General features: G+C 60.1%; 14 protein-coding genes. 10 read left to right on the plus strand and 4 right to left on the minus strand.

The genetic code is table 11. The features are described 5' to 3' along the window. Positions 1-102 precede the first annotated feature (102 nt). Entirely contained in the window at positions 103-987 is an 885-nt protein-coding gene (gene rarD, locus JQ845_RS18505) for an EamA family transporter RarD (RefSeq protein WP_004419477.1), read from the plus strand. A gap of 123 nt (positions 988-1110) precedes the next feature. On the opposite strand, the gene JQ845_RS18510 is transcribed toward rarD, so the two are convergent. Then, a complete protein-coding gene (locus JQ845_RS18510) occupies positions 1111-1629 on the minus strand; it encodes a glycine cleavage system transcriptional repressor (RefSeq protein ID WP_004419479.1) in 519 nt (172 codons plus the stop codon). 371 nt (positions 1630-2000) lie between these two features. Between JQ845_RS18510 and JQ845_RS18515 the strand changes: the two genes are divergently transcribed. After that, positions 2001-4178 (plus strand): malate synthase G, encoded by a 2178-nt coding sequence (locus tag JQ845_RS18515; RefSeq protein ID WP_004419480.1) that lies wholly within the window; start codon positions 2001-2003, stop codon positions 4176-4178. 191 nt (positions 4179-4369) lie between these two features. On the opposite strand, the gene JQ845_RS18520 is transcribed toward JQ845_RS18515, so the two are convergent. Beyond that, entirely contained in the window at positions 4370-4810 is a 441-nt protein-coding gene (locus JQ845_RS18520) for a response regulator (RefSeq protein WP_203009341.1), read from the minus strand. A 273-nt stretch (positions 4811-5083) separates the two neighbouring features. On the opposite strand from JQ845_RS18520, the gene JQ845_RS18525 reads away from it, so the two are divergent. From JQ845_RS18525 to JQ845_RS18555, 7 genes are all read left to right on the plus strand, one after another. Beyond that, positions 5084-7018 carry a putative nucleotidyltransferase substrate binding domain-containing protein gene (locus JQ845_RS18525; RefSeq protein WP_160626628.1) on the plus strand — a complete coding sequence of 645 codons (1935 nt, stop codon included), beginning with the start codon at positions 5084-5086 and terminating at the stop codon, positions 7016-7018. After that, positions 7015-7725, plus strand: a complete 711-nt coding sequence (locus tag JQ845_RS18530; RefSeq protein ID WP_004419485.1) for a 3'-5' exonuclease — start codon at positions 7015-7017, stop codon at positions 7723-7725. The genes JQ845_RS18525 and JQ845_RS18530 overlap by 4 nt, the downstream gene beginning before the upstream one ends. A gap of 198 nt (positions 7726-7923) precedes the next feature. Next, positions 7924-8448, plus strand: a complete 525-nt coding sequence (locus JQ845_RS18535) for an RNA polymerase sigma factor (protein WP_165439574.1) — start codon at positions 7924-7926, stop codon at positions 8446-8448. Continuing rightward, a complete protein-coding gene (locus JQ845_RS18540; RefSeq protein WP_004419488.1) occupies positions 8445-9422 on the plus strand; it encodes a FecR domain-containing protein in 978 nt (325 codons plus the stop codon). The genes JQ845_RS18535 and JQ845_RS18540 overlap by 4 nt, the downstream gene beginning before the upstream one ends. A gap of 90 nt (positions 9423-9512) precedes the next feature. Then, on the plus strand, positions 9513-11948 hold the full coding sequence (locus tag JQ845_RS18545; RefSeq protein WP_203009342.1) for a TonB-dependent siderophore receptor: 2436 nt from the start codon (positions 9513-9515) through the stop codon (positions 11946-11948). 131 nt (positions 11949-12079) lie between these two features. Beyond that, on the plus strand, positions 12080-13192 hold the full coding sequence (locus JQ845_RS18550) for a PepSY-associated TM helix domain-containing protein (RefSeq protein ID WP_004419491.1): 1113 nt from the start codon (positions 12080-12082) through the stop codon (positions 13190-13192). Further along, positions 13189-13365 (plus strand): hypothetical protein, encoded by a 177-nt coding sequence (locus tag JQ845_RS18555; protein WP_004419493.1) that lies wholly within the window; start codon positions 13189-13191, stop codon positions 13363-13365. Before JQ845_RS18550 ends, JQ845_RS18555 begins: the two co-directional genes overlap by 4 nt. A 30-nt stretch (positions 13366-13395) precedes the next feature. Here JQ845_RS18555 and rloA2 read toward each other — a convergent pair whose 3' ends face one another. Beyond that, complete coding sequence (gene rloA2, locus JQ845_RS18560) at positions 13396-13896, minus strand: retropepsin-like aspartic peptidase RloA2 (RefSeq protein WP_004419495.1); 501 nt, start codon at positions 13894-13896, stop codon at positions 13396-13398. A gap of 229 nt (positions 13897-14125) precedes the next feature. Here rloA2 and JQ845_RS18565 point away from each other — a divergent pair, with 229 nt between their 5' ends. Next, on the plus strand, positions 14126-15013 hold the full coding sequence (locus tag JQ845_RS18565; RefSeq protein ID WP_004419497.1) for an acyltransferase: 888 nt from the start codon (positions 14126-14128) through the stop codon (positions 15011-15013). 2 nt (positions 15014-15015) lie between these two features. Here the strand turns inward: JQ845_RS18565 and JQ845_RS18570 are convergent, their stop codons facing one another. Beyond that, a complete protein-coding gene (locus JQ845_RS18570) occupies positions 15016-15573 on the minus strand; it encodes a DUF2780 domain-containing protein (RefSeq protein ID WP_004419500.1) in 558 nt (185 codons plus the stop codon). Positions 15574-15908: the final 335 nt, after the last annotated feature.

Raw genomic sequence — 15908 nt, forward strand, 5'->3', positions numbered from 1 at the left:
ACGAACAGCCCGGACCTACAAAAACTTTGCTCGCAATCTGTAAAACCTGCTTACACTCTTGGCCTGTTCCGTATCCGTTAGTTGCCTAAGCAAGGACTCTGCATGCAAGCCGCCAACCCGCGTCGCGGGTACATTTTAGGCCTCACCGCCTATATCATCTGGGGCATCTTCCCGCTCTACTTCAAACTCCTGGCCAGTGTCCCCGCGGCCGAGATCATCGTAAACCGGGTGCTCTGGTCCGCACTGTTCGGCTCTTTGTTGCTGCTGTTCTGGAAACACCCCGGCTGGTGGCAGGAACTGCGCGACAACCCCAGGCGCCTCGGCGTGCTGGCCATCAGCGGGCTGTTGATTGCGGTCAACTGGCTGACCTATGTGTGGGCGGTCAATAACGACCGCATGCTGGAAGCCAGCCTCGGCTACTACATCAACCCGCTGGTCAATGTATTGCTTGGCATGCTGCTGCTGGGGGAGCGTTTACGCCGCCTGCAATGGCTGGCCGTAGGGCTTGCCGCCCTTGGCGTGGCGCAGCAGGTGTGGCAAGTGGGCAGCCTGCCGTGGGTGTCCCTGGTGCTGGCGCTGAGCTTCGGCTTTTACGGGCTGATCCGCAAACAGGCGCCCGTCAAGGCACTGCCCGGGCTGGTGGTCGAAACCTGGATTCTGGTGCCCATCGCCATTGGCTGGCTGCTCATGCACCCCGAGGCCAACAGTGCCCATACGGAGTTCTGGAGCAGTAAGGAAGCCTGGCTACTGGTGGCTGCAGGTCCGGCAACGTTGATCCCGCTGGTGAGCTTCAACGCCGCCGCAAGGCACTTGCCCTACACCACCCTGGGCTTTATGCAGTACATCGCGCCGACACTGGTACTGATTCTGGCGGTGTGGGTGTTTGGCGAGCATCTGTCAGAAGCCACACTGATGGCCTTTATGTTTATCTGGGCCGGTCTGGCGATCTATACCCTTGATGCAGTGCTGACCCTGCGCCGGGGATAGGGGGCGTGCTCAATCAGTTTCCACAGCACGCAGGTTCTGCTGTTGTGCAGCGCGGGAAGCGAGGCTGAATCATTCCAAACCAGCTTCGCGCAACACGGCCCTGCGCAACAGCAGGGCCGGCCCCTAGTCCTCGGGGCGCAACTCGAGCCCGACCATCAACTCGTCGGCCAGGGTTTCCAGGCGCGCCTGCAACACCTCCAGCGAGAGCGTCAGCGGTACCGCCAGAATGGCCTCGGCATGAAACAGCGGCTCGTTGCTCATGGGCGCGGGTCGCACATCCGTCACCAGACGCTCCAGATTCACTCCCTGCTCCGTCAGCACCCGGGTAATGTCGCGCACTATGCCCGGACGGTCATTTCCCACCAGATCCATGGCAATCGGCTTCCAGGTGCAAGACTGCTCGATCCCGCTTTCGGCGATCAACACCCGAATCCCGTCCGGCGCCAGGCCGTGCAGCGCAGCGATCAATTCATCATGGGCTTCAGCCGGCACGCCTACGCGCAAGATCCCGGCGAATTGCCCGGCCATCCGTGACATCCGGCTTTCCAGCCAGTTGCCGCCATGCTCGGCGATGCATTGGGCAATACGTTCGACCTGCCCGGCCTTGTCCGGGGCAAAGACCGTAATCACAAGATGGTTCATGGCGGGGACTCTCTTGTTAGGGGTCGGATGAGTATAGGCAAGACCTCGGGTGCCACTTCAGGTGCCACAAAAACACCTCGAAAAAACAAATTGTGTACTGTTTTTAGAATTATCTGGAACAAGCTGTACAATTCTTGAGAACATCCTGTTCTTCTGTATGACCGATAGCGTACAAATGGTCGCAGAACGACGTGATTAGTCTGATTTTCACATCTGCAATTGATCATGTAGTATCCCTTGGCGACCACTACATAATTTGTAATATGGTTCGCCAAGGTGTCTGCTACACCCCGCACAACCCCGCCAGCATGAGCTAACGCGGTGTTTTAAGAAGCGCTCCAGGCTTTAAATAAAAATGAGTGAGGCAAGCAATGACTGAACACGTTCACGTCGGTGGCCTGCAGGTCGCCAAAGTCCTGTTCGACTTCGTAAACAACGAAGCCATTCCCGGTACCGGCCTCGACGCCGACCAGTTCTGGGCCGGTGCCGACAAGGTTATTCATGACCTGGCACCCAAGAACAAAGCACTGCTCGCCAAACGCGATGATTTGCAGGCGCGGATCGACGCCTGGCACCAGGCTCAGGCCGGCAAGGCCCATGACGCCGTGGCTTATAAAGCCTTCTTGCAAGACATCGGGTATCTGCAGCCAGAAGCGGCGGATTTCCAGGCAACGACACAGAACGTCGACGACGAAATCGCCCGCATGGCAGGTCCCCAACTGGTGGTCCCGGTGATGAATGCGCGCTTTGCCCTCAACGCCTCGAACGCCCGCTGGGGGTCGTTGTATGACGCGTTGTACGGCACCGATGCCATCAGCGAAACCGATGGCGCCACCCGGGGCAAAGGCTACAACAAGGTCCGTGGCGACAAAGTGATCGCCTTCGCCCGCGCCTTCCTCGACGACGCCGCGCCCCTGGCAACAGGTTCCCACGTTGACGCCACAGGCTACGCCATTGTTGGCGGCGCCTTGCAGGTGAGCCTCAAGGGCGGCGCCAGCAGCGGCCTGCGCGACACTGCGCAACTGACCGGCTACCACGGCGCGGCCGCGGCACCGACCGCCGTGTTGCTCAAACACAATGGCCTGCACTTCGAAATCCAGATCGACGCTGCCAGCCCGGTCGGCCAGACCGACGCTGCCGGGGTCAAAGACGTGCTGATGGAAGCCGCGCTGACCACCATCATGGACTGCGAAGACTCAGTCGCCGCCGTCGATGCTGACGACAAGGTGGTGATCTACCGCAACTGGCTCGGCCTGATGAAGGGCGACCTGAGCGAGCAAGTATCCAAGGGCGGCACAACCTTCACCCGCACCATGAACCCGGACCGCGAATACACCGCGCCCGACGGCGGCACTGTCAGCCTGCACGGCCGGTCGTTGTTGTTCGTGCGTAACGTGGGTCACTTGATGACCATCGATGCGATCCTCGACAAAGACGGCAACGAAGTACCTGAAGGCATTCTCGACGGCCTGCTGACCAGCCTGGCAGCGATCCATAGCCTCAATGGCAAAGCGACCCGCACCAACAGCCGCACCGGGTCGGTGTACATCGTCAAACCGAAAATGCACGGCGCTGAAGAAGCGGCGTTCACCAACGAGCTGTTCGGCCGCATCGAAGATGTCCTGAAGCTGCCACGCAACACGCTCAAAGTCGGGATCATGGACGAAGAGCGCCGCACCACCATCAACCTCAAGGCCTGCATCAAGGCCGCCAGCGAGCGGGTGGTGTTTATCAACACCGGCTTCTTGGACCGTACTGGCGACGAGATTCACACCTCGATGGAAGCCGGGCCAATGGTGCGCAAGGCGGACATGAAGTCCGAGAAATGGATTAGCGCGTACGAAAACAACAACGTCGATGTCGGCTTGAGTACTGGCCTGCAAGGTCGTGCGCAAATCGGTAAAGGCATGTGGGCCATGCCCGACCTGATGGCTGCCATGCTGGAGCAGAAAATCGCTCACCCGCTGGCCGGCGCCAACACCGCCTGGGTGCCTTCGCCGACGGCAGCCGCCCTGCATGCGCTGCACTACCACAAGGTTGACGTGTTCGCCCGTCAGGCCGAACTGGCCAAACGCGCCCCGGCCTCCGTGGACGACATCCTGACCATCCCGCTGGCCGTTAGCCCGCAGTGGACGCCCGAGCAGATCCAGAACGAACTGGACAACAACTCCCAGGGCATTCTCGGTTACGTGGTGCGCTGGATCGACCAGGGCGTTGGTTGTTCGAAAGTACCGGACATCAATGACATCGGCCTGATGGAAGACCGTGCGACGCTGCGCATTTCCAGCCAGCACATCGCCAACTGGCTGCGCCATGGCATCGTCAACCAGACCCAGGTACTTGAAAGCCTCAAGCGCATGGCTCCGGTGGTCGACCGTCAAAATGCCAACGACGCGCTGTACCGTCCGCTGGCACCGGACTTCGACAGCAACATCGCCTTCCAGGCAGCGGTTGAACTGGTGATCGAAGGCAGCAAACAGCCAAACGGATACACCGAGCCTGTTCTGCACCGTCGTCGTCGCGAGTTCAAAGCCAGGAATGGTTTGTAACAAACCCCGAAAACCGCAAGCCCCTGCAGAGCGCTGTCTTTGCAGGGGCTTGCGGGTCCCGGGATATTCTCAATAACGCCGTGTTTACCCTGTAAACACGGCGTTATTGTTTAAAGCCCTCCCGCACCAGCTCGCCCCTGCAGTTGAGATCGCCGTTGTTCAAGCGAACCGCATTGCGGCCATGTGCCGGGCTACAACGCCAGTTCCTGCTTGATCAGCTTGAGCAACTTGGCGGTGTCGATAGGTTTGAGCAGGAAATCCACCACGTTGAGGTGCATCGCATCGATGGCATCACGCACTCCTGCATCGCCCGACATGATGATGATCGGCATGCTTGCCCGCTCGGATGCGCGCACTTTGCGGATCAGGTGCAGGCCATCGTGGGGCACCATGCGCAAATCGGTGAGTATCAGCCCGATGGAGTGTTCAGACTTCAACAACGCCAGCGCCTGACGTTCATTTCTTGCGGTCACACACTCAATGCCGCTCAAGGTCAAAAACTCCGCCAGCAACTCGCAGGCCAACTCATCATCGTCAACAATCAACACCCCATGCTGCTCCGGCACAGGTGTTCGCATCACCTCGTTCAAGGCCTCGCGTTCGGCGTCGGTCAATATGTCGTGTTCAGTCATGCGGCTCTCGTAAACTGTCCTGCCGGTCAAATATCCCAGCGTTAAAGTCGGTTAATCCTTGATCGGATCAATGTGCACCCAGATCAGAGTAATTCCAAGTCCGGCATCAGGGTAAACAAGGAAATAGTCTGTAAGCATTCGCAAAAACTTCAACAGGCCTCTTCCCCATAGACTTACGTCCAATGGGCACCCGCGCCCAGACAACCGAGCATGAGGGTCACAACACGCCATGGGCCCGCCCCGTCCCGTCATAACAACAATGCGGTAATGGTAATGAGTAAATCGGATGCATTTCTCCAGGCAGGGAAAACTGCGGTGCTGCAGAACATTCACGGCACCATGCAATTCTTGCAGCGATTCCCGCCCTTCAACCAAATGGAAAATACGCACCTGGCATTCCTGGTGGAGCAATGCCAGCTGCGCTTCTACGGGCCCGGTGAGAGCATCATCCGACCGACTGACGGGCCGGTGGATCACTTCTATATCGTCAAGCAGGGCCGGGTGGTGGGCGAACGGACCCATGTAGGCCGTGAAGACGCCGAGACCACCTTTGAAATCACTGCCGGCGAGTGCTTTCCGCTGGCCGCGTTGCTGGGCGAGCGCGCCACCCGTACCGAACATCTGGCCGCCGAAGACACCTTTTGCCTACAACTGAACAAGCCTGCATTTATCAAATTGTTCGCCCTGTCCGACGAGTTCCGCGACTTTGCCCTGCGTGGCGTCAGCAGCTTGCTCGACAAGGTCAATCAACAGGTGCAGCGGAAAGCCGTAGAAACCCTCGGCACGCAATATTCACTCAACACCCGCCTCGGTGAACTGGCCATGCGCCACCCGGTGACCTGTCTGCCGGACACCGCACTGCGTGAAGCTGTGCGCCTGATGCACGAACAGCAGGTGGGCAGCATTGTGGTGGTGGACGGGCACAAAGCGCCGCTGGGCATCTTCACCCTGCGCGACCTGCGCCAGGTGGTGGCCAGCGGGATTCAGGATTTCGCCCAAACCATCGACCTGTACATGACCCCCGGGCCGTTTTACCTGTCCCCCGATCACAGCGCCTTCGACGCCGCCATCGCCATGACCGAGCGCCATATTGCCCATGTGTGCCTGGTCAAGGATCAGCGCCTGTGCGGCGTAGTCTCCGAGCGCGATCTGTTTTCTCTGCAACGGGTTGACCTGGTTCATCTGGCCCGCACCATCCGTCATGCCCCCCGGCTGGAAAACCTGATCAGCCTGCGCGGCGAGATCGGGCAACTGGTGGAACGCATGCTGGCCCACGGCGCGTCCTCAACCCAGATCACTCATATCATCACCCAGCTCAACGACCACACCGTGTGCCGGGTCATCGAGCTGGTGCTGGCCGACCGTGGCGATCCTGGCGTGCCCTTCAGCTGGCTGTGCTTTGGCAGCGAAGGGCGACGCGAGCAAACCCTGCATACCGACCAGGACAACGGCATTTTATTCGAGGCCAGGGACGCCACCCAGGCCGCTGAAATCCGCCAGCGCCTGCTGCCCATCGCACAGCAGATCAACCATCATCTGGCGGCATGCGGCTTTACCCTGTGCAAGGGCAATGTCATGGCCGGCAACCCGGAACTGTGCTTGTCGCGCGCCGAATGGGCCCGCCGTTTCGCCGCCTTCATTCGCGAGGCAACCCCCGAAAACCTGTTGGCCTCGAGCATCTATTTCGACCTGCGGGTGGTCTGGGGTGACGAACAGGGCTGCCAGCAACTGCGCCGCGGCATTCTCGAACAAGTGGCCGACAACCGCCTGTTCCAGCGCATGATGGCCGCCAACGCCCTGCGCCATAGCCCACCGGTGGGGCGTTTCCGTGAGTTTGTACTGGAGCGCAAAGGCAGCGACAAAGCCACCCTGGACCTCAAGGTGCAGGGCCTCACGCCGTTCGTCGACGGTGCACGGCTGCTGGCTCTGGCCCACGGCGTGGAAGCCAACAACACCCTGGAACGCCTGCGCCAGCTGGTGACCCAGGAAGTGATCGAGGCACTGGATGGCGCGGCCTATGAAGAGGCCTACCACTTCATCCAGCAAACCCGCATGCAACAGCACCAGTTGCAAACCCGGGAAAACCGCCCGTATTCCAACCGTGTCGACCCGGACAGCCTGAACCAGCTGGACCGGCGCATCCTGCGTGAAGCCCTGCGCCAGGCCCAGCGCCTGCAGAGCAGCCTGGCCCTGCGGTATCAACTATGAGCCTGCTGTCCTGGTTGCTGCCGCGTAAAAAGCCGGTCTTGAGCCCTGAGCAACAACAACGGGTGCTGCAACTGCCGGCACCACCCGGGCTGAGCGAGGCCTCACTGCGCCAACAGCGCTGGGTGGTGGTCGACCTGGAAACCAGCGGCCTGAACCTCAATCGCGACCAGGTGCTGTCGATTGGCGCGATGGTCATCGAAGATGGTGCCATCGATCTGGGCCAGGCGTTCGAACGCACCCTGTTGCGCCCCGACAACACCCTCAACCCCAGCGTGTTGCTGCATGGTCTGAGCCCGGAAGCAATTGCCGCGGGCAGTGATCCGGTGGATGCCCTGCTGGACTTTATGGCCTTTGTCGGTGACAGCCCGCTGCTGGCCTTTCACGCCCCATTTGACCAGCACATGCTGGGGCGTGCCCTTAAAGACAGCCTGGGCTACCGCCTGCAGCACCCGTTTCTGGATGTGGCGGCCCTGGCGCCGATGCTGTGCCCGCAGGTCAATCCGCGAGAGGCGGGGCTTGATCACTGGATCCGGCACTTCAACCTGCAAGTCGAAGACCGCCACAACGCCAGCGCCGACGCCCTGGTCACAGCCGAACTGGCGTTGATCCTGTTCAGCCGCGCACGCACGCAACAGATCGACAGCCCCCTGGCCCTGCAGCAGCGGCTAAACCAATGGCAGCGACGCAAACAAGCCCATAGCTTCTGACACCGGACTCGACTCCTGAAGCGACACCACAGCTGACTTCACACCGGTAGGAGCGAGCTTGCTCGCGCGCCTTTCATGGCTGCGCCAAAGAGCTCGCGCCTGCAGGCTATTTACCTTCCGATGAGTGTCAATTGCGCATGCCCATTGCCTCTGACACAATCGCGAATAGTTATCGTTAGTTAATGCATGTATTCGGTGATGCCCTTGTCGTCAGTCCAAACCCCCCACAGTGAACTGGTTGGAGCGCTTTACCGCGACCATCGCGGTTGGCTGCTGGCGTGGTTGCGACGCAATGTGGCCTGCCCGCAACGGGCGGAAGACTTGAGCCAGGACACTTTCGTGCGCCTGCTGGGCCGTGAAGACCTCAAGGCCCCCCGCGAACCCCGGGCTTTTCTGGCCGCCATTGCCAAAGGCCTGCTGTTTGACCATTTTCGCCGCGCTGCCCTGGAACAGGCCTACCTCAACGAGCTGATGCTGATCCCCGATGCCGAGCAACCCTCGCCCGAAGAGCAGCAACTGATCCTCGAAGACCTCAAAGCCATCGACCGCCTGCTGGCCAAACTCTCGAGCAAATCCCGGGCGGCCTACCTCTATAGCCGTATCGACGGCCTGACCCACGCTGAAATTGCCCAACGCCTCGGCGTATCGGTGCCCCGCGTGCGCCAATATCTGGCCCAGGGCATCCGCCAGTGCTACATCGCCCTGTATGGCGAGCCGGCATGAGCCCGGTCAGCTCCAAACCGGTATCGGCACCCGTGCTGGATGCTGCCATTGCCTGGCAACTGTGCCTGGACTGCGGCAATGGCAGCGCCTTGGAGCAAGCCGAATTCAACAAGTGGTACAGCGCCAGCGAAGAGCACGCGCGGGCCTGGATGCAACTGGGCATGCTCGATCACCGCTTCAGCAGCACCAGTGTCCCGGCGCGTAACGCCTTGCTCAAGGCCCGCAGCGGCGTACAGCAACAGGTGCGCAAAATCGGCGGCGGCCTGGCCAGTATTGCGCTGGTGTGCGGGCTGACCTTGTTCGCCAGCAAAGACTACCTGCCGGTTGATTACTGGATGGCCGATCACCGCACCGCCACCGGCGAGCAACGCCAGTTACGCCTGGCCGATGGCACCCTGCTGAACCTCAACACCCACAGCGCAGTCGATGTGCGCTTTGATGGCACGACGCGACGCATCGTCCTGCAAGAAGGCGAAATCATGGTCGAGACCGGCCATGGCGACCCCCGGCCTTTTGTCGTGCAAACCCGTGATGGCAGCTTGCGAGCATTGGGCACGCGGTTTCTGGTCCGGCGCGAAGACGACGGCACCCGCCTCAGCGTGCTGCAGTCGCGGGTTGCAGCGCATCCCGAAAACAGCGTCGACGAAATCATCTACACCGAAGGTCAGCAAGTGCTGATGCACCGCGATTACCTGGGCCAGATGCTCGCCGTCAACCCCGGGGCAGACGCCTGGACCCGCGGCATGCTGGTACTCGACAACGTACGCCTGGCCGACATGGTGCACGAACTCAAGCGCTATCGACGCGGCCACCTGGGCGTCGACCCCGACGTCGCCGACCTGCGCATCAGCGGCAGCTTCGCGCTGAACAACGTCGAGCTGGCCCTCAATGCCCTGCTGCCCGCCTTGCCGGTGAAGATTGAACAGCACACCCCGTGGTGGGTCACCATCAGCGCCAGGCCGGCAAAAAACTAAATCTAAATTATTTTCAATCAGCCCTATCACTTTTCGGATCTCGTTCGGCAGATAGTCATTGAGAAACATTTCCATTCAGGAACCCGCCGAATGTCCCGCTCCCTCGACACCTTTTTGCGCCCTGGCCTGTTAGCCGTAGCCATCGCCCTCAGCATCCCGCTGACCAGCACCTGCGTCATCGCCGCCGAACAGGCCCCGACTGCGCGCAGCTACAACCTGCCCGCCGGACCGCTGGCCGCCACCCTGAACCAGATCGCCAGCCAGTCGGGTATCACCCTGGCCATCGACCCGGCCCTGGTTGCAGGTAAAACGTCAGCCCCGGTCCAGGGTTCGTTCGAGGCCAGCACTGCATTGCGCGAGGCATTGCGCGACAGTGGCCTGCAACTGGTGCCGGGAAGCGCCGGCAGCTTCAGCCTGATCGCCATTCCTGAAGGGGTGGTGGCGCTGGAAGCCACCACCATCAGCGGCCAGAGCAGCTATGAAAGCCCGTGGGGCCCGGTGGACGGCTACCTCGCCCAACGTACCGCCGCCGGCACCAAGACCGACACGTCCCTGCTCGAAGCCCCGCGCTCGATCTCCGTCGCCACCCGCAGCCAGATGCAGGACCGGGCGGTGCAAAACCTGGATGATGCGGTGCGTTACATGCCGGGCGTAACGGCCAGCAGCTATGGCAGCGACAGCCGTGCAGAATGGCTGAAGGTGCGAGGTTTCGAGCCAACCCAGTTCCTCGATGGCCTGCCATTGCCCAAGGGCACCTATGCCATGCCCAAGCTTGAAACCTGGGACCTGGAACGCGTGGCCCTGCTCCGCGGCCCGGCGTCATCGGTCTACGGCCAGACACCTGCCGGCGGCCTGCTGGATATGGTCAGCCGGCGCCCGGAAGACAGCGCCAGCCACGAAGTACAGATGCAGATCGGCAGCTATCAGCGCAAGCAGATCAGCTTCGACAGCACCGGCCCGATTGATGATGAAGGACGTTTTCTGTACCGCGTCAGCAGCGTGGTGCGTGACAGCAACACCGCCATCGACCACAACGAAGACAAGCGCTACAACATTGCACCGAGCCTGACCTGGAACATTGACGAAGACACCAAGCTGACCTTCCTCAGCCAGTTCAACCGTGATGACACCGGGATCACCAGCCAGTTCTTGCCGCTGCAAGGCACCAAGGTGTCCACGCCTGCGGGCAAAGTGAAGTATCACGAAAACCTCGGTGATCCGAAGTGGGAGTTCTACGACAAGACCTACTACGCACTGGGCTATGCGTTTGAGCACCGCCTGAACGACGTGTGGCAGTTCCGTCAAAATCTGCGCTACACCAAAAGCGATCTGGCCTTCCAGGGCATCACGGCGGGCGGTTACTACGGCTCGGTGGCAGACGATGGCACGGTTGAGCGCGGGGCCAACGTGGTGGATGAAGACATCAGCCAGTTCGCCGTGGACAACAATTTCCAGGCCGACTTCGACACCGGCGCAATCAAGCACACCGTGTTGATCGGTCTCGACCATCAGCGCGTCAATACCAACTACAAATGGGATTACGGCGCCGCGCCTGCCAGCAACATCATCAACCCGATCTACGGGCAGGATTTCAGCAACGTCAAATACACCACCTACAACGACTACAACCAGAAAACCCGCGACACCGGTCTTTACCTGCAAGACCAGATGGCTCTGGACAACTGGCGCTTGACCCTTGGCGGACGTCAGGACTGGTTGCACACCGACACCACGTTCTACAACGAGAAAAATGCCCGCGACACACGTGACGACAGCGCCTTTACCGGTAATGCCGCACTGAGCTATGTATTCGATTCCGGCTTCACGCCTTATGTTTCGTACGCCGAATCCTTCCAGGCCGAACCGGGCGGTTTTGCCGGCAAATCATTCAAGCCCGGCACCGGCAAGCAGTACGAACTGGGCCTCAAGTACCAGCCTCCGGGCAGCGACATGCTGTTTACCGCCGCAGTCTATGACCTGACCCGCAAGAACATTGTGCTGAGCGATACGCTGGGCGTCAGCCGTCCGCTGGGTGAAGCCAACGTGCGTGGCCTGGAACTGGAAGCGGTGGGCAACGTTAACGAGAACCTGAAGTTGACGGCAGCCTATACCTACGCCAACACCAAAATGACCAAGGTGTCCGACCCGCTGGACAAGAACCGTCCACTGCCGCTGACCCCCGAGCATCAGGCTTCTATCTGGGCTGACTACACTTGGCACAAAGGCGCGCTGGAAGGCTTCGGCGTAGGCTTTGGTGCCCGCTACATCGGCGAGACCGACAACATCGCCATTGGCAGCATGGCCTATGTACCGGACGCTTCCTACGGTCATACAGACGCCTATACCGTCTACGATGCGGCGGTGCATTACGACCTTGGCAAGATGAACAAATCACTGCAGGGCGCCACGGTTTCGGTTAACGCCAACAACGTGTTCGACAAGCAATACCTGTCGACCTGCGATGGTTTCTACTGCTACTACGGCGACCGCCGCAACATCATGGCCAGCGTCAACTACAAGTGGTAACCCGCTAAACGCAACACCAATACCCACCTGCAGGAGCGAGCTTGCTTCGCGATGAAATCATCCCCTACCGAGGGGCCGGCATCGCGAGACAAGTTCGCTCCTGCAGGGGAGTTTTTGCATTTGGGAATGTCATGAAAAGCAAAACCATCCGCCGCTGGTCCTTCATTCACACCTGGACCAGCCTGATTTGCACCGCGTTTTTGCTGATGCTGGCGCTGACCGGCCTGCCGTTGATTTTTCACCATGAAATCGACCATCTGCTGGGCGACGCGCCGCAGGTCAAGGAATTGCCCGCCGGTACTCCAACCCTCGATCTGCAACAACTGGTGCTCGCCGCACAGGCCCACCGGCCGGGCGAGGTCATGCAGTATTTCGGCTGGGACGACGATGAACCCAACGCCGTCCTGACCATCATGGCCCCCACCGCAGGTACCGAACCCAATTCGTCCCATACCTTCATGCTCGATGCACGCACCGGCGAGGCGATTGATGTGCCCTCCGCCAACGGCGGCATCATGATGGTCATGCTGCGTCTGCACGTGGACATGTTTGCCGGCCTGCCCGGCAAACTGCTGCTGGCATTCATGGGCATCCTGTTCGTACTGGCGATCATCTCCGGCACCGTTTTGTACTTGCCGTTCATGCGCCGCCATGACTTCGCCACCGTGCGCACCGACAAATCCCGGCGCCTGCGCTGGCTCGACCTGCACAACCTGATTGGCGTCGTGACCCTGACCTGGGCACTGGTGGTGGGCGTGACCGGGGTGATCAGCGCCAGCGCCGACCTGATCATCGCTGCCTGGCGTGCTGAAACCCTCAGCGCCATGATCGAACCCTACCGCGACGCCCCGCCATTGACTCACCTGGCACCTGCCAGTGATCTGTTGCACATCGCCGCCAGGGCAGCACCCGACATGCAGCCGGACTTTATCGCCTTCCCCGGCACCCGGTTCTCCAGCGAACACCATTACTCGGTGTTCATGAAAGGCAGTACTCATCTGACCTCACACCTGCTGACTCCGGTCCTGATCGACGCCAGCAACCTTGAAGTCACCGCCGTGGCCGGACGGCCCTGGTACATGGATGCCATGGGCATGTCGCAGCCGCTGCACTTTGGCGACTACGGCGGCATGCCGATGAAAATCCTGTGGGCGGCACTCGACCTGCTGACCATCGTGGTCCTGGGCAGTGGCCTGTACCTGTGGTGGGTACGTCGCCGCGCGGCACAGGAGAGCACCCGATGAAACCGCGTCAGTCGAGTTTCTGGAAAGTGTTTTCCATTCCGCTGGCGATAGCCCTGGTGGGCGCCACCGGGTTGTTCTGCGCACTGCTGGACGATGGCGCCTGGGATTCGCTGAGCTGGATAGGGCTGGGCATACCGGCGTGGATCAGCCTGCGAGGCTTGCTCAAGCGTTGACCCTACCCCGCAGGGTAGGGCCAGGTCGCATCAGCAATCAGGCTTGTCTGCCGTATAACGACGGGCCGGGTTAACCGCGGCACCGAACTCGCGCAACGCCTTGGCACCGATCAGCAGCGGGTAGTTGAAGCTGCTGCGGTCGGTGAGGTTGACCTCAACCGTGCGTTTGACATTGCCCAGGCACATTTCCAGATCAACCACCGGGCGCTTGGCGCTTTCGCTCGCGTCCTTGTCTTCGTCTTCATCGGCGCGGCTTTTGATTTTGCTGATGCGTGCCACTTTGTGTTCATACACCTTGCTGCTCGCACCTTCGGTGGCCAGCTGGAAGCGTACCCAGTCGTCACCATCGCGGGTAAAGGTCTGGATGTTTTTGGCCGACAGCGACGCGGTCAGGGCACCGGTGTCCATCTTGGCTTTCAGGGTTTCACCGATTTCCGGCAACTTGATGTATTCGTAGCGCCCGTACAGGGTCGGCTCGGCGGCCATCACCGGCAATGCCAATACAGAGAGCAAGGCTAGAACAGACTTCATAAAGAGAGTTTCCTTCGGTTTGACGCTGCCTGCAGGGGCGAGTCTGGCTCGCGATGCTGGCAACTCGTTTAATTCATTTGCCGTGGTGATGCTATTGCGAGCAAGCCCGCTTCTACAGTGTCGGTTGAACGATAGCGGCTGGCGCGTGAAACATTTGTCGATACGCCGATTTGGCGTTCGGCGAGGCTCTGCTTATCATTGCCTGTCATTAAACGTTCAAGAGTTACTTATGCGCCGCCTGCTCACCGGCTGTCTGGTCACACTGCTACTGCTGTGCAACACCCTCATCCTGTTTGGCCCCTTGATGCTGTTTGCCCTGCTCAAACTCATCTCGCCGGGTCGCCTGCGCGATTACAATTCGTGGGCCGTGATGTGGATCGCCGAGACCTGGTCTGAAATCGACAAACGCATTTTCGCCCTGTGCCTGCCCACCCAATGGGACATTCGCGGCGCTGAAGGCCTGAGCCGCGATACCTCGTACCTGGTGATCAGCAATCATCAATCCTGGGTGGATATCCCGGCGCTGATGCAGGGCCTTAACCGGCGTACGCCGTTCTTCAAATTCTTCCTCAAAAAACAACTGATCTGGGTGCCCTTTCTGGGCCTGGCCTGGTGGGCGCTCGACTACCCGTTCATGAAGCGTTACTCCAAAGCCTTCCTCGCCAGACACCCGGAACTCAAAGGTGAAGACCTGAAAATCACCCGGGCAGCCTGCGAGCTGTTCAAGCGCCAGCCGGTGACCGTGGTCAATTACCTTGAAGGCACGCGTTTCACCCCGGCCAAGCGCGCCCGGCAACAATCGCCCTACACCTACCTGCTCAAACCCAAGGCGGGCGGCGTGGCGTTTGTACTGGCCGCCCTGGGCGAACAGCTGGATGCCGTGCTCGACGTGACCGTGGTTTATCCACAGGCAAAAATTCCGGGCTTTTGGGCATTGATCAGCGGGCAAGTGCCCAAGGTGATTGTCGACATTCAGATCCACCAACTGGACCCGGCGTTATGTCAGGGGGATTACGAGAATGATCCGCTGTTTCGCCAGCAGATCCAGAGCTGGGTCAACCAGCTCTGGATCAAGAAAGATCAGCGCATCAGCACCTTGCGTGCCGAGCGCGATTGATCTTAAACGCCCCAGGCGCTACCCAGTTTGCTCAGCAGCGAAGTGCTGACGTTCTGGCCTTTGAAGTAGTCCAGCAGGACCGGAGCAAACTTGGCGACCATTCCGTCCTGCATGCCCAGCGCAGAGAACGCAGCATCAAGCTGGCTGGTATTGGCCACGTTGCTCACAGCGCTGGTCGCGGTTTCGGACACGCCATTGGTCTTGCCCAGCAAACCGCCCAGTTGGCTCAGTTGACCCAGGGCACCAGCGCCAGCCAGTTTGTTAACACCCGGCACTTGCTTGGTCAGCTCGGAATAGTCACTTGAGGTCAGCTGGTTTTTCGCCAGGCTCAACATCGCGCCAACACCGCCAGCCGCCTGCTCGGGTTTGACCCCAAGTTCGTTGACCTTGCTCAGCAACTGTACCGCTTGTGCCGACTTGTCAGTGGTCGCGCCGTTACCGTTGGCGCCCTGCATTTGAGCCGCGACGCCAGCCACATCGCTCAAGCTGAAACCCGCAAACACCGGGCTTGCGGCCACGGTCATAAATGTTGCCAGTGCCACTGCGCTCAACTTTTTCATCGCATCAACCTCTATATCCAAAGAGCCGCGCGTCAATTAACGCGACGGCAAAACTGTGTGTAAGACCCGAAAAACCGGCAGATGTTCCCAAATGCCACTACGGGATCAAACGGCACGCAATCTTAATTGAAAAATTGTTTGCCCGCGCTGCATCCGCTTTGCCTTCGCCTGCGTATATCAAGCACGGACAGACCTTGTTGACCGCCTGCCAACCGACAAGGGCACAGACCATGAAACGCAACTCGATCAGAACCCCGTTGATTGTCAGCCTTCTGAGGCTGGTTGTTGCCGCCAGCAACTGTCGACAAAGTGCTGATGACTGAATAGTGCATGCC

It is taken from the genome of Pseudomonas paraversuta (genome assembly GCF_904063065.1).
In the GTDB taxonomy this organism is placed as follows: domain Bacteria; phylum Pseudomonadota; class Gammaproteobacteria; order Pseudomonadales; family Pseudomonadaceae; genus Aquipseudomonas; species Aquipseudomonas paraversuta.

What these genes read in the sequence shown, in the direction of transcription:
- rarD (WP_004419477.1), top strand. Translation starts at nt 103, where the DNA reads ATGCAAGCCGCCAACCCGCGTCGCGGGTACATTTTAGGCCTCACCGCC.
- JQ845_RS18510 (WP_004419479.1), bottom strand. Translation starts at nt 1,629, where the DNA reads ATGAACCATCTTGTGATTACGGTCTTTGCCCCGGACAAGGCCGGGCAG.
- JQ845_RS18515 (WP_004419480.1), top strand. Translation starts at nt 2,001, where the DNA reads ATGACTGAACACGTTCACGTCGGTGGCCTGCAGGTCGCCAAAGTCCTG.
- JQ845_RS18520 (WP_203009341.1), bottom strand. Translation starts at nt 4,810, where the DNA reads ATGACTGAACACGACATATTGACCGACGCCGAACGCGAGGCCTTGAAC.
- JQ845_RS18525 (WP_160626628.1), top strand. Translation starts at nt 5,084, where the DNA reads ATGAGTAAATCGGATGCATTTCTCCAGGCAGGGAAAACTGCGGTGCTG.
- JQ845_RS18530 (WP_004419485.1), top strand. Translation starts at nt 7,015, where the DNA reads ATGAGCCTGCTGTCCTGGTTGCTGCCGCGTAAAAAGCCGGTCTTGAGC.
- JQ845_RS18535 (WP_165439574.1), top strand. Translation starts at nt 7,924, where the DNA reads ATGCCCTTGTCGTCAGTCCAAACCCCCCACAGTGAACTGGTTGGAGCG.
- JQ845_RS18540 (WP_004419488.1), top strand. Translation starts at nt 8,445, where the DNA reads ATGAGCCCGGTCAGCTCCAAACCGGTATCGGCACCCGTGCTGGATGCT.
- JQ845_RS18545 (WP_203009342.1), top strand. Translation starts at nt 9,513, where the DNA reads ATGTCCCGCTCCCTCGACACCTTTTTGCGCCCTGGCCTGTTAGCCGTA.
- JQ845_RS18550 (WP_004419491.1), top strand. Translation starts at nt 12,080, where the DNA reads ATGAAAAGCAAAACCATCCGCCGCTGGTCCTTCATTCACACCTGGACC.
- JQ845_RS18555 (WP_004419493.1), top strand. Translation starts at nt 13,189, where the DNA reads ATGAAACCGCGTCAGTCGAGTTTCTGGAAAGTGTTTTCCATTCCGCTG.
- rloA2 (WP_004419495.1), bottom strand. Translation starts at nt 13,896, where the DNA reads ATGAAGTCTGTTCTAGCCTTGCTCTCTGTATTGGCATTGCCGGTGATG.
- JQ845_RS18565 (WP_004419497.1), top strand. Translation starts at nt 14,126, where the DNA reads ATGCGCCGCCTGCTCACCGGCTGTCTGGTCACACTGCTACTGCTGTGC.
- JQ845_RS18570 (WP_004419500.1), bottom strand. Translation starts at nt 15,573, where the DNA reads ATGAAAAAGTTGAGCGCAGTGGCACTGGCAACATTTATGACCGTGGCC.